This is a genomic window from Lacibacter sp. H407, assembly GCF_037892605.1.
Taxonomy (GTDB): domain Bacteria; phylum Bacteroidota; class Bacteroidia; order Chitinophagales; family Chitinophagaceae; genus Lacibacter.
Genome location: NZ_JBBKTU010000001.1, coordinates 1,509,647 through 1,524,019 on the forward strand (window position 1 = coordinate 1,509,647; position 14,373 = coordinate 1,524,019).

Annotated in this window: 12 protein-coding genes; 10 read left to right on the plus strand and 2 right to left on the minus strand. The window is 40.8% G+C overall.

What is annotated here, in order from left to right:
- Positions 1-48 precede the first annotated feature (48 nt).
- A complete protein-coding gene (locus WG989_RS06645; RefSeq protein ID WP_340428194.1) occupies positions 49-423 on the plus strand; it encodes a Spy/CpxP family protein refolding chaperone in 375 nt (124 codons plus the stop codon).
- Between the two features lie 84 nt (positions 424-507).
- Here the strand turns inward: WG989_RS06645 and WG989_RS06650 are convergent, their stop codons facing one another.
- Positions 508-1,638, minus strand: coding sequence for a T9SS type A sorting domain-containing protein (locus tag WG989_RS06650; protein WP_340428195.1), 1,131 nt, complete (start codon positions 1,636-1,638; stop codon positions 508-510).
- A gap of 222 nt (positions 1,639-1,860) precedes the next feature.
- On the opposite strand from WG989_RS06650, the gene uvrB reads away from it, so the two are divergent.
- The 9 genes from uvrB to WG989_RS06695 all read left to right on the plus strand — a co-directional run bounded on the left by uvrB (position 1,861) and on the right by WG989_RS06695 (position 13,055).
- Positions 1,861-3,897 carry an excinuclease ABC subunit UvrB gene (uvrB, locus tag WG989_RS06655; RefSeq protein ID WP_340428196.1) on the plus strand — a complete coding sequence of 679 codons (2,037 nt, stop codon included), beginning with the start codon at positions 1,861-1,863 and terminating at the stop codon, positions 3,895-3,897.
- A 153-nt stretch (positions 3,898-4,050) separates the two neighbouring features.
- Entirely contained in the window at positions 4,051-4,791 is a 741-nt protein-coding gene (locus WG989_RS06660; RefSeq protein WP_340428197.1) for a ParA family protein, read from the plus strand.
- Between the two features lie 161 nt (positions 4,792-4,952).
- Positions 4,953-5,153 (plus strand): hypothetical protein, encoded by a 201-nt coding sequence (locus tag WG989_RS06665; protein ID WP_340428198.1) that lies wholly within the window; start codon positions 4,953-4,955, stop codon positions 5,151-5,153.
- A gap of 252 nt (positions 5,154-5,405) precedes the next feature.
- Positions 5,406-8,324: a DNA polymerase I gene (gene polA, locus WG989_RS06670; protein ID WP_340428199.1), complete on the plus strand. Its 2,919-nt coding sequence runs from the start codon at positions 5,406-5,408 to the stop codon at positions 8,322-8,324.
- Between the two features lie 12 nt (positions 8,325-8,336).
- Complete coding sequence (locus tag WG989_RS06675) at positions 8,337-9,596, plus strand: amidohydrolase family protein (protein WP_340428200.1); 1,260 nt, start codon at positions 8,337-8,339, stop codon at positions 9,594-9,596.
- 37 nt (positions 9,597-9,633) lie between these two features.
- The gene (locus tag WG989_RS06680; protein ID WP_340428202.1) at positions 9,634-10,296 is read left to right on the plus strand and encodes a DsbA family protein; all 663 of its coding nucleotides are present in this window, start codon (positions 9,634-9,636) and stop codon (positions 10,294-10,296) included.
- Positions 10,297-10,309: 13 nt separating this feature from the next.
- Positions 10,310-11,224 carry a 1-phosphofructokinase family hexose kinase gene (locus WG989_RS06685; protein ID WP_340428203.1) on the plus strand — a complete coding sequence of 305 codons (915 nt, stop codon included), beginning with the start codon at positions 10,310-10,312 and terminating at the stop codon, positions 11,222-11,224.
- A 91-nt stretch (positions 11,225-11,315) separates the two neighbouring features.
- Entirely contained in the window at positions 11,316-11,960 is a 645-nt protein-coding gene (locus tag WG989_RS06690; RefSeq protein ID WP_340428204.1) for a DUF1579 domain-containing protein, read from the plus strand.
- A 78-nt stretch (positions 11,961-12,038) separates the two neighbouring features.
- Positions 12,039-13,055 carry a bestrophin family protein gene (locus WG989_RS06695; RefSeq protein WP_340428205.1) on the plus strand — a complete coding sequence of 339 codons (1,017 nt, stop codon included), beginning with the start codon at positions 12,039-12,041 and terminating at the stop codon, positions 13,053-13,055.
- A gap of 22 nt (positions 13,056-13,077) precedes the next feature.
- Here WG989_RS06695 and WG989_RS06700 read toward each other — a convergent pair whose 3' ends face one another.
- Positions 13,078-14,226, minus strand: coding sequence for a cysteine desulfurase family protein (locus WG989_RS06700; protein WP_340428207.1), 1,149 nt, complete (start codon positions 14,224-14,226; stop codon positions 13,078-13,080).
- Positions 14,227-14,373: the final 147 nt, after the last annotated feature.

A 14,373-nucleotide genomic window follows, 5' to 3' on the forward strand; every position in this document is an offset into this window, starting at 1 on the left:
TTTTTTGAAAACTGCCGTCTAATCCTGTTCAAACTAAATATTATAAAAATGAAATTACTCCAATTTTTATTAGCTTTTATGTTCATCGGCGTAGTTGCAAAAGCACAACCACCTGCAGATACATCAAGAGGCAGAGGTCCACGTGTAGATATGTACAAGGATCTGAATTTGACCAAAGACCAGCAGGAAAAGGTAAAAGCTATCCAGGAAAAGCAACGGGAAGAGATGGAAGCCATTCGTAACAACAGCTCTCTTAGCCGTGAAGAGCAGCGTTCAAAGATGATGGACATGCGCAAAAAATACAGTGAGCAGATCGAAGCATTACTCACCGCAGAACAAAAAGAAAAACTGAAAGCAAAGCAGAAAGAAATGCAGGAGCAGATGCAGCAACGCAGACGAGATGGTGGACAAGGAAATAATTAACAAATAACCGGCGAAAGCCGGTTATTTGTTTAATGAAACGAAAGCATGTCGAACTGTAATCTTACTTCTTCTATAAATCTTTCGTTACTGGATTATGATCGAACTGCTTTTATTGTCTTCTTTCAATCGATAAACCCCGGCCGGTATTGAGCCAACAGAAATTGAATGCATACCCGCAGGCAGATACTTCTGCAGCACTAATTGACCGGTATTATTATACAATTCAATCGTGCAGCTTTGTTTTAACTGAACTGAAAAGGACGTATTTCTTACAACAGGATTTGGAAAAACTGAACGATTGTTTTTTAGTCCTGTAACGATGCTGATAATTTTGCTGTAACTGCGGTTGCCATCTAAATCTACTTGTTGCAGACGATAATAGTTGTTTCCGGCAAATGGATGATTGTGTAAGAAAATGTAACTGCTTACAGTGGTACTGTTACTTGCTGCTGCCACAGTGCCAATCGTTTCCCAACTTTGACCATTTGTGCTATGTAAAACAGAATAATGATCTGTATTTTGTTCAGATGATGTCAACCAGTTTAAACGTACTGCAGATTGGTTTTCTGGCTTAGCCGTAAAATCAATCCAGCTTACGGGAAGTGTAGATAAGGCTACATTCTGTAATTCGATATTATCGATGAAAGCATAAACAACATCTGAACTTGTTATGCGTATTCCACGAATGCCTTTAAACTGGTTAATGCTGTTGACGTTGAAGGTTGTTAAAGATGAAACACTTGCCGTACCTGATGTTGTTGCGCCGCTGATAGGATTTCCAGAGCCATCAAGACCGGTTATGGTTACCGTGGCATCACCACTCGCTGAACTTTGAGCATTGATGCCAATAGAAATTAAATCGAATTGTGCACTACTGTTTGCTGTAATAAAAATGCCGGAAAATAGCGGATTAGTTGTAGATGTTGATTCATACAGGGCTACACCGTTTCCGCTGCTAACACTACCATCCCACACCTCTATATTCATCGTTGGAGCGCCATTTGTTGTTGTTAGCCGAAAATCAAATCCTTCAATATCAGCAGCGGTTATACCACTTCCTGAAGCTGAGCCGCTTGCTTTTAAGCCACCACTTACAGAGTTAAATGCAGTGGTTCCGTTAATTGGGGTTCCGGCAAACGTAATAAGAGAAAGAAAAATAAACAGGAAAGTAAAGGCTTGTGTTTTCCCTAAGGATGAATTGGATTTTGATAACATGTCAGTGAATTAAGGATATTGATGTGCAAAGATATTTTACCGTAATTTTTTAACAGCATACGAGAGCAATAAATAATTTTTTTTATATGTATAATCTTAGGGTGTCTGTTATTTTAACTACAAGAAACATCTGGATTGTTTGGTAGAGAGCGAAAGGTTTGTTGGCCATTGTTGGTCGTCTCTCCAATCAACAAGTAAACTGAACAGTTCTTAACTTTACAGATGCCTTTTCAACTTCATTCACCTTATACGCCATCCGGCGATCAGCCGCAGGCCATTCAACAACTCACCGAAGGAATTCTCAATGGTGAAAAATACCAGACACTATTAGGTGTAACCGGCAGCGGTAAAACATTTACCATGGCCAATGTGATCCAGAATGTGCAGAAGCCAACCTTGGTGTTAACGCACAACAAAACATTGGTGGCACAGTTGTACGGCGAGTTCAAACAGTTTTTTCCGGACAATGCGGTGGGTTATTTTGTAAGCTATTACGATTATTATCAGCCCGAAGCCTACATGCCCGTAAGCGGTACGTACATTGAAAAAGATCTGAGCATTAATGAAGAGCTGGACAAACTTCGTTTACATGCAACGAGTGAATTGCTGAGTGGGCGCAGAGATATTATTGTGGTGGCGAGTGTGAGTTGTATTTATGGTATGGGCAACCCGGTTGATTTTGAAAATGGTATCATCAGGATTCAGAAAAAGCAAACACTGTCACGTCAGGGATTTTTGCATTCACTGGTCAACAGTTTGTACAGTCGTTCGCAAGGCGATTTCAGCCGGGCAACGTTTCGTGTAAAGGGTGATACGGTTGATATCAACTTACCTTATGTTGATTTTGGTTACCGCATCACATTCTTTGGTGATGAGATCGAAGAAATTGAAACCATCGATATCAAATCAGGAAAGCGCATTGGCAAAGTGGAGAACGCAGCCATCTTTCCTGCCAATTTATACATTGCACCAAAAGATCAGATGCAGCAAATCATTTATGAAATTCAGGATGAAGCGGCTGCACAGGAAGAATATTTTAAAAGCGTTGGCAAATACATTGAAGCGCAACGAATCAAAGAACGGACGGAATACGACCTTGAAATGATCCGTGAGCTTGGTTATTGCAATGGAATCGAAAACTATTCCCGGTTTTTTGATCGTCGTATGCCGGGTACAAGGCCGTTCTGTTTGCTGGATTATTTTCCGAAAGATTATTTGATGATGATCGATGAGAGCCATCAAACTATTCCGCAGGTGAGTGGTATGTATGGCGGCGACAGAAGCAGAAAATTGGTATTGGTCGATTATGGTTTCCGTTTGCCCAGTGCAATGGATAACCGTCCGCAGAATTTTAATGAATTTGAAAGTTTACTCAACCAGGTTGTGTTTGTAAGTGCTACACCGGATGATTATGAGTTAGAAAAAACCGGTGGCGTAGTAGTGGAACAAGTTGTACGTCCTACAGGGTTATTAGATCCACCAATTGAAATACGCCCAAGTGTAAACCAGATCGATGATCTGCTCAATGAAATTGATAAACGTGTTAAAAAGGGTGATCGTGTATTGGTAACAACCCTTACCAAACGCATGGCAGAAGAAATGGATAAGTATCTGAAGCGGATCAACATCAAATCAAAATACATTCACAGTGAAGTGGACACGTTGGAGCGTATTGAAATTTTACGTGATCTGCGTTTAGGAGTCATTGATGTGTTGGTAGGTGTAAACCTGTTGCGTGAAGGATTGGATTTGCCCGAAGTATCATTAGTAGCAATTCTTGATGCAGACAAAGAAGGATTCTTAAGGAATGAAAAAAGTTTGACGCAAACAGCAGGCCGTGCAGCAAGAAATGTTGATGGATTAGTGATCTTTTATGCAGATAAAATGACGGAAAGTATGCGCCGCACCATTGAAGAAACCAGCAGGCGCAGGGAAAAACAGGTGCAGTATAATATTGAACATGGCATTACACCACGCACCATCAAAAAAAGTATTGAGCAGGTAATGGGCCAAACATCTGTTTTAGATATTAAAGGATACGATGTGTCGAAGCCATATGCAATGTCGCCCGACGGCGAATTGGTGGAGGCAGCCGAAGACCAGGAAGTATACCAAAGCATTCCGCAAATGGAACGGGCCATTGCGCAAACCAAAAAGCAAATGGAAAAGGCAGCACGTGATCTCGATTTTATGGAAGCAGCAAGGTTACGGGATGAAATGTTCAGAATGCAGAAGGAGCTGGAGGGGATGAAAAGTTGATGAGCGGAGCCACAAAAAATTGGTTGAAGATATAGACGGCGGTTTTGATCCAATAATATTCTCCGTGTACCCTTGACAGTTATAAAGTCACTGAAGGGGAGTATTGAAATTCCCTGTATTTCCTTAACTTGAAGCTCCTCAAAAAAATCAGCCATGTTCACATTTGCTTTATTTAACCTCAAAGGAGGTGTTGGTAAAACGGCCAGTTGTGTAAACTTTGCATACCTCGCTGCAAAAGATGGGTATAAAACCTTGCTATGGGATATTGATCCGCAAGGAGCCACTTCGTTTTATTATAAAGTAAAGCCCAAGCAAAAAGTAGTGATGCGTGATCTGGTTGGGAAAGATGCATCACTGCTCGAAAGTGTAATGGCAACTGAATACGAAAACCTGGATATTATTCCTGCTGATGTTACTGCAAAAGCACACGATGTAATGATTGGTGAAATGCAGGGATCAAAAAAACGGTTGGCAACAATTTTAAAACAATTGAAGAATGAATATGATTTCATCTTCATTGATTGCCCTCCGGGATTAAGTTCATTAGCAGAAAATATTTTTAATGCAGCTGATATTGTTTTAATGCCGATCATACCAACTACATTATCTGTTCGCACATATCACATGGTGAAGGATTTCTTTAAAGAAAAAGAAATTGATGCAAAAAAGATGACATGCTTTTTTACCATGACGGATCTTCGCCGCAACATGCACAACGAAGTAATGGAAGAATTATACAAAGACAAACGCTTCTTCGAAAACTATATTCCGTACTTAAGTGATGTAGAAAAAATGGGTGTACACAAAGCTCCGCTAGAAGAATTTGCACGCAGCAGTTATGCTGCGCAATGCTATCGGGACCTGTGGGAAGAGATCAAAGAAGGAGTGCTGTAACTCAATACTGTAGCGGTTTTCAGCCGACCGTAAATTTACCAGACCCGCATTAAGTACTAACCCTGAATTTTGGAAATTAGCTTGGGAACTGTTGCATAATTCAAAAACTGTATCTACATTTGAATTGTCCAATTCTTTTGAAAAAACTAAATCCAAATGTCATGAAAAAACCATTGCGTTTCTTCTCGTTCGTATTTTTCCTATTCGCTATTTATTTAAACGTGTTCTATAAGGAAGATTCTTTCTTAGCACGTGTCGTTGCAGGCAAATCTGAAGTAGCAAGACAACAAACAGCTCAAAAACAATCTGTAAAGGAAGCAAAGCCTTTAGAAAATGAGCTCGCTGATAATAGCGGCAAGTAATTCCTTTGTACATATCGTACAACAACTATTTCGTTAAGCAGTCAACGAACCGGCGATCCGTACCCTATACTATTTTATGCTGCCGGTGTTGAATTTTCTCATAATGTAAGTTTTGCGGAGGTGGTTTCCACCACCTCCTGTTTTTTCTTTTGCTTACAAGTGAACCACGTTGAATAAACGGGGCTTTTGTTGTTTATAAAAATTTAAGCAGCGATAGTTGGGATAGCTCTGCAGGCAGCTTACCTTAGCGGCATGGCCAATGATAAAAAAGTTTTTCTGCTCGATGCGTTTGCACTCATCTTCCGTGCATATTATGCACTTATTCGCAGTCCACGTAATACATCCAAAGGAAAAAATACCAATGCACAGTTTGGTTTTACCAATGCATTGATCGAACTTATTACAAAACAAAAGCCTTCGCACATGGCTGTTTGTTTTGATACGGCTGCACCGACTGAACGTCACACCGATTTTGCAGAATACAAAGCCAACCGTCAGGAGGCACCGGAAGATCTGTTGCTGGCCATCCCCGATATCAAGCGCATCATTAAAGGATTTAATATTCCGGTAATTGAAAGTGATGGGTATGAAGCTGATGATGTGATCGGTACACTAAGCAAACAGGGAGAGGCGGCCGGTTATGAAGTGTTTATGGTTACGCCCGATAAAGATTATGGCCAGCTCGTAACAGAGAAAGTAAAAATTTACAAACCAGCTTACCAAGGCGGTGATGTGGAAATTATGGGTCCGGAAGAAGTGTGTGCAAAGTGGGGCATTAAAAATGTAAGCCAGGTAATTGATATACTTGGTATGATGGGCGATTCGGTTGATAATATTCCCGGTATACCGGGTGTGGGCGAAAAAACGGCCGCCAAACTATTGGCTGAGTATGATACGTTGGAAAATGTATTGGCAAATGCTGCCAACATTAAAGGAAAGATGGGTGAAAAAGTGGCAGCCGGAAAAGATCTTGCGATCATGAGTAAAAAACTCGCCACTATTATTACCAATGTGCCTGTTGAATTTCATGAAGAAGATTTTCGATTGAAAGAATGGAACAAAGAAGAGTTGGCAGCAGTATTTGCTGAACTGGAATTCAAAACAATTGGCAAACGGATTTTAGGTGATGACTTTAATGCATTCAGTTCAGCACCGGTTGGTGTGCAGAAAGATCTGTTCGGTAATGTGATCGATACAACAATGGGTGAAGTGCGGAAAGAAAAGAAGGCGCCACCAAAATCTGCACAAACAGAAATCTTTGCGTCAACTGATGCAACAGAAGCTGAAGAAACCGCTGAAGAAGAAGGTTCTGCTGTGTTGGATCTTGGTGCTTCAAAAAATATCAATAACACCGAGCATGAATATATTGCTGTAACAACAGAAGCAGCAATGAAAGAACTTGTTGCTGAGTTATCAAAGCAAAACGAAATTTGTTTTGATACAGAAACAACCGGTATCGATGCAAATGATTGTGAAATTGTGGGAATGAGTTTTTCGTATCAACCACATAAAGCGTGGTATGTTCCTTGTCCTGTTGATCAAACAGAAACAAAAAAAGTGCTCTCCATCTTCAAACCATTGTTTGATGATGAGAGCAAAACATGGATCGGGCAGAATATAAAATATGATCTGCTGGTGTTGAAGTGGTATGATGTGGAATTGAAAGGGCCTTTGTTTGATACCATGCTGGCACATTATGTGGTAGAACCCGATGGCAAACGAAGCATGGATGAGTTGAGTGCACAGTTTCTTGGTTACGAGCCGGTGCATATTGAAGAACTGATCGGCAAAAAAGTTCCAAAGAACTCAACCTCCAAACAACAAGGAACAATGCGTGATGTGGAATTAGAAAAGATCACTGAGTATGCGGCTGAAGATGCAGACATTACTTTGCAATTAAAACATTCGTTGTTTCCATTGCTGAAAGAGAAAGAAGTGGAACGTGTATTTTACGAAGTGGAAAATCCATTGGTGAAAGTGTTGACCGATATGGAGTTTGAAGGGATACGTGTTGATGTTGAATTCTTAAATGAGTATTCGAAACAACTCGATAAAGATGCAAAGGAAGCAGAACAACGGGTTTATAGTTCTTCCGGTTTGAAATTTAATCTTGCATCGCCAAAACAATTAGGCGAAGTATTGTTCGATCATTTGAAACTTGATCCTAAAGCGAAGAAAACAAAAACAGGACAGTATGCAACCGGTGAGGATGTGTTGTTGAAACTCGCACACACAAGTCCGATCGTAGAAGATATTCTTGCTTTTCGTGAATTGACGAAATTAAGATCAACTTATGTGGATGCTTTGCCGCAACTGATCAATCGAAAAACAGGTCGTGTTCATACAACTTATGGACAGGCTGTTGCCGTAACCGGTCGTTTGGCAAGTAACAATCCCAATCTGCAGAATATTCCCGTTCGTACTGAACGTGGAAGAGAAATACGTAAGGCGTTTATACCAAGAGACGAGAATCATGTATTGGTGAGTGCCGATTATTCTCAAATAGAGTTACGCATTGTAGCTGCCATCAGTGGCGATCCTGCTATGTGTGATGCATTTATTCAAGGGAAAGATATTCATACTGCTACCGCAGCTAAAGTGTACAAGATCGAAGAGAAAGATGTAACCAAAGAAATGCGTTACAAAGCAAAGAGTGTAAACTTCGGGATCATTTACGGTCAAGGTGCATTTGGCTTGGCTGATAATTTAGGTATCAGCAGAACAGAAGCAAAAGAGATCATTGACAATTACAAGCGGGAGTTTGCAGGCATTCAAAAGTATATGGATGATACCGTGAACTTTGCACGTGAAAATGGTTATGTGGAAACCTTGATGGGGCGTAAGCGTTGGTTACGTGATATCAACTCCAGCAACTTTACAGTGCGTGGTTATGCAGAACGAAACGCCATCAATTCACCCATACAGGGAACGGCTGCTGATATGATCAAACTGGCCATGATCAAAACACATGATGCATTAAAGAAGAGCACATTCAAAAGTAAAATGATCTTGCAGGTGCATGATGAATTGGTATTTGATGTATTGAAAGAAGAAGCAGAGGACATCAAAGCATTGATCATTGATTGTATGCAAACGGCTATGCCGCTCACACATGGTGTGCCGGTAATTGCAGAAGCAGGAACAGGCGATAATTGGTTAGAAGCACATTAAACAAAAACGGTGATGCGTTTTTTCTTATTGATTGTTTGTATCTCTATAAAAACCGCTCTTGCAGCGCAGGTTAAGTCTATTCACTTTGTCAACGGGCAATGGTTCAACGGCAAAGAGTTTATTGCTACTGATTTTTATAGTGTGAACGGATTTCTTACAAAGAATGCACCATCAGCTGTTGATACAGTTGTTGATCTCAAACAACAATTTATTATTCCACCATTTGGTGAAGCACACAATCATTCACCCGAAACCGACCAGGATCTTGATGTGTTTATTGAACGTTACATTGCTGATGGTATCTTCTACATCAAAAATCCAAACAGCATTCCGTTTGCAACCAATAAGATAAAAAACAAGATCAATCATCCACGAAGTGTGGATGTGATCTATGCTAATGGCGGACTTACTGCAAATGGCGGGCATCCGACAGTATTGTATAACTACATGCTGGGCACTACTTATAAAAAAGCACTGCCCGGCTGGACAACAAAAAGTTTTGAAGGCGAAGCCTATTATCTCATCAATTCAAAAGAAGAGTTGGAAAAGAAATGGCCGTTTATTCTTTCACAAAAACCAGGCTTTATTAAATTCTATCTCATTTTTTCAGAAGAGTATGACCAACGAAAAGATGATACAGCCTTCAACGGAAAAAAAGGAATTGATCCAAAGCTGGCAAAGTCGATCACCAAAAAAGCACATGCCGCAGGATTGAAAGTAAGTGCACATGCAGAAACACCAAGTGACTTGAAAGTTGCATTAGCAGCAGGCGTTGATGAGATCAATCATTTACCGGGTTATCAAGTAAGATGGAGAGATGGTTATACAGAAAAATATTATAAGCTTACTCCGAAACTTGCAAGAAGTATGAAACGCAAGGGTGTGCATGTTGACCCCACTTATTCTTTGCTGCAAACAGAAATAAAACCAATGAGTAATCAGCAGCGTGAAGTGCAGATGAATGTGCAGAGGGAGAACCTGCAGTTGTTAAAAAAGTATCGTGTACCTGTAACGGTTGGTTGCGATAGTTATAATCTTACTGCTCAAACCGAAATTGAGTATTTACGCAAACTGAATATTTACAATAATCTCGAATTATTAAAAATGTGGTGCGAGGTTACACCCTCTGCTATTTTCCCCAACAGAAAAATTGCCAAATTGCAGGAAGGTTATGAAGCAAGTTTTCTTATTCTTAAGAAAAATCCAATAGAAGATTTTGAAAACGCTTACAATATTTCTCTTCGTGTAAAGCAAGGAGTGATTTTATGGTAATGAAAGTTCATATTGCAGAAGATTTTACCTTTGAGCTATGCAACCGATCCTGATCTATTGTTATGATGCATATTGCGGCTGGTGTTACGGTTTCAGTCCTGTTATCAAACAAATAAGTGAAGTATATCAACAAAAACTTCATTGCGAAGTATTGAGTGGTGGTATGATCTTACCTGAGCAACCTGTACATATACGTGCAACGGCTGGTTATATTAAAGAAGCGTACAAAACAGTTGAAGATCATACCGGAATAAAATTTGGCGAAGACTATCTCTGGCATATCAAAAATCCTGAAGAAAGTGATTGGTTCCCTTCATCTGAAAAACCTGCCATTGCATTATCCATTTTCAAAGAGCTGTTCCCAGAGCAACAAGTGCAATTCGCTTCTGACCTGCAATACAGTCTGCATTATGAAGGAAGAGACTTGACAGATAATGAAGCCTACCGTCATTTGCTTGAAAAATATACTATTGACGCAGATGATTTTTATACGAAACTGAAATCAGAAGAGTATAAAGAGAAAGCTTACTACGAGTTTCAATTGTGCAAACAGTTACAGGTAACCGGTTTCCCACAAGTATTGATACAGCTAACAGAAACAAAATTCCATCTGCTTGCAAGAGGTTATACGGATTATGATACACTTGCCAAACGCATTGATCTTGTGTTAACCGAAATAGAAAATCATTCTTATAATTAATTCAACCCGCCACATGATCCTTACTGTAACACTCAACCCCTGCATTGATAAAAGTTCTATTGCTGAGGCACTGAAACCCGAAAGCAAACTCCGTTGTACAGAAGTGGTGAACGAACCGGGCGGTGGAGGCATCAATGTAAGCAAAGCATTAAAAAAACTCGAGACTGCATCCATTGCTTTGTTTCCATCGGGTGGGCATAATGGTGATATGCTTTGCTCATTACTGCGAGAAGCCGATCTCGAATTTCATGCAGTAGATACAAAAGTGGAAACAAGAGAGAACTGGATCGTTTTGGAATCATCAACCAACAATCAATTCCGTTTTACTTTTCCCGGTCGTGCTGTGCTGGAAGAAACGATGATCACACTGATCGATCATATCCGCAGTTTTTCTCCATCGTATGTTATTGCGAGTGGAAGTTTACCTCCCGGTTTACCTGATTATTTTTATGGATTGATCGTTAAGAATGCAAAAACTGTTGGTGCACGTTGCATTGTTGATACAAGCGGACCTGCATTGCAGGCATTGCAAGGCAAAGGCGCTTATCTCATCAAGCCAAATATTGGTGAGTTGTGTAAAATGCTGAATGTAGAATGGCTTGATAAAAATGAAGTACCTGATGCTGCACAACAGGCTATTCGTGATGGCTTTGCTGAATTGATCGCTGTGAGTATGGGTCCTGATGGTGCATGGCTCATGAGCACCGATGAAAAACATTTTGCAGCAGCACCAAAAGTTGAAAAGAAAAGTACGGTAGGTGCAGGCGATAGTATGGTGGCAGGCATGACCTATATGCTGCAACAAAACCGTTCACTAAAAGAAGTGATCTCGTTTGGTGTGGCTTGTGGCAGTGCGGCTACAATGAATGCCGGCACGCAGCTCTTTCACAAAGCAGATGCTGAACGTTTATTTGCAGCCATGGGCTGATCTTTATCAACTTGTTTTTCCGGCTTCATCTTTTTTCTACTTGCAAAAAGAAAGGAAATAGCGTATTTTATTGTTCCTTAAAACAATTAACATGAAACGAAATGCTCTTTTTCTTTCGTTGATTGCGTTCTTTTTTACTGCCTGCAATAACGAAACCAAAACAGAATCAACAGCAACAGATACAACCGCTGCTGCACCAACAACAACTTCTGAAGCACCACCAATGGATTCAGCTGCAATGGCCAAAGCATGGGAGAATTTTATGACGCCGGGTGAAATGCACAAATGGATGGCGAGTCATGCAGGAACATGGGACGCTGAAGTAACCTCATTTATGCCCGGAGCTCCACCATCAACATCAAAAGCAACAGAAGTGGTGAAGATGGTGATGAATGGATTGTACCAGGAAGGAAATCTTTCGGGCACCATGATGGGTATGCCTTTCACCGGAAAAAGTATAATGGCTTATGACAATGCCAAGAAACAATTTGCACTTACATGGATCGATAACCTGGGCTCAGGTCTTATGCTCATGACAGGTCAATACGATGCTGCAACAAAAACAATGCACCTGAACGGTACACAAACCGATCCGGCAACCGGTAAGGATTCAAAGGTTCGCCAGGAACAGAAATTTATTGATGATGATAATTATGTATTAACGATGTATGGTGATGGACCTGATGGCAAAGAAGCAAAGTTTATGGAAGCAACATTTAAGCGTGTAAAAAAATAGTCAACCATTAGCCTTATGTGCAGCCTCTTGTTTTACAAGGGGCTTTTTTATGTAGATTTATTAAACAAACAATCATTTATGCTCACCAACCGGATCATCAATCCAAAAATGATCATTCAGTTTGCCTGGCGTTTACAGGCAGTATGTTTTGTCATCAGTGGTCTTGTATTTATTGCACATGATTTCTTACAAATTCAATCAATAGCAATTCCTTTTTTACCGGTAGCAACGATTGGTACTGCAGTTGCATTTTATGTTGGGTTTAAAAATAACTCTGCCTATGATCGGTTATGGGAAGCCCGGCGTATTTGGGGAAGTATAACCAATGCCAGCCGCATGTGGGGTGCAATGGTGGCAGACGTAGTTGCTTCACGTGCCAGCTCTCCCGAAGAAGCAACTGCGGTGAAAAAAGAACTAATGTACAGGCATATCGCCTGGTTAAATATGCTTCGTTTGCAATTGCGACGTAAACCTGTTTTTCATGAATCATGGTATGTGTCGTCCCCAAAGCTGCAGGTTGTGAGAGATGTATTTGGTGATGAGAAGTTTGAAGACCAGGCAGAGGCAGTAATGACAAAGTTTTTAAGTGCTGCTGAACGAAAAGAAGTTGAAAATAAACCAAATGTTGCATCATTCTTAATGAAAAGACAGAACGCAGAATTGATCCATTTAAAAAATAGAGGTTGGCTCGATGAATTTGAACACGGTGATATGGGCCGGTTGGTTCTTGAGTTTTATAATCAGCAAGGAGCATCGGAACGTATCAAAAGTTTTCCTTTTCCACGGCAGTATGCAAGCTTCAGTACAGTGTTCGTATTCATCTTTATTACGTTGCTGCCTTTTTCATTGATCGGCGAATTAGCAAAGCTGAATGCGAATATCAACTGGTTGGTAATTCCGTTCACCATGTTGATCGCCTGGATATTTGCCGTGATGGAACAGATTGGAGATGCAAGTGAAAATCCATTCGACAATGGAGTAAACGATATTCCGATGACAGCTATTTGCCGAAACATTGAAATTGAATTAAGAGAAATGCTGAGCGAAAAAGAATTGCCGCCCCGTATAGAACCTGTGAAAGGGATCTTGATGTAGGATAGTGTGGTAGAAAAAATAGTTACCTCAACTCTTTCACTACTTCAGCAATTTTTTCCAACACAAAGGCGATCTCTTCATCTGTTGTAAATCGTCCCAAACTAAACCGAATCGAGCCGGCTGCTGCTTCATCCGTAATATGCATGGCTTGTAAAACATGGGAAGGTTCAATGGAAGCAGATGTACAAGCCGATCCTGCCGAAACAGCCATGAACTTATTGAGTCGGCCGATCAATTGATCTGCACCAGGAAATAAAAACGAAACATTTGCAACATGTGGTAGTAAATGGGCCCTGCTTCCATTTAGTTGGGTGTTGCCGATTGCCAGCAATCCATCAAGTAATTTATCTCGCAGTGCAGACAAACGAACACTTTCTGTTTGCAGTTCGTTGCTGCAAATACCGCATGCCTTTCCAAGCCCGACTATGCCGGGCACATTTAACGTGCCGCTTCGCATACCACGTTCATGTCCGCCGCCATATTGCAATGGAGTCAATTTGACCCGTGGATTTTTTCGTCGTACATACAATACGCCTACTCCTTTTGGTCCGTATAATTTATGAGCCGATAATGCAAGCAGATCGATCTCATCTTCCACCACATTTACAGGAATCTTTCCAACAGCCTGTGTGGCATCAGTGAAAAACAAAACGCCGTGTTGCTTCGCCAATTTGCCCACTTCCTTTACTGGCATGATGACTCCCGTTTCATTATTGGCATACATCATGGCAATCAGAATGGTGTTTGGCTGAATGGCTTTTTCGATAACTGAAAGATCGGGCAAACCATTGGCATTAACTTCCAATCTTGTAATGTTTGCACCTTTTCGTTCCAAGGCATCGCAAGTGTCCAGCACTGCTTTATGTTCTGTTTGCAGTGTAATAATGTGGTTGCCTTTTGCGTGATAAGTTTCAAACACGCCTTGCATGGCAAGGTTGATCGCTTCTGTGGCACCAGAAGTGAAAATAATTTCAGTTGGGTCAGCTCCAAGCAGTTTGGCCACTTGTTCACGACCTATTGCCACCGCTTCTTCAGCTACCCAACCAAAAGGATGTGTTTTGCTGGCTGCATTACCAAAATTGGTGCTGAAATAGGGCATCATGGTTTCCAGCACCCCGGGGTCGCAGGGTGTGGTGGCATTGTAGTCGAGATAAACGGGAGATTTGATCATTGTTTCTATTCTGCAAATTATAGAATAACTCCGTTTCTCAATGCCACTGTTTATGCGATTTATAATCAATCAGTTAGGGTTTAAAAGAACAGGACAAAACAACAGTTCAGACGATGCGGGCAAAGAATGGCCCTATTCAAGACCGCT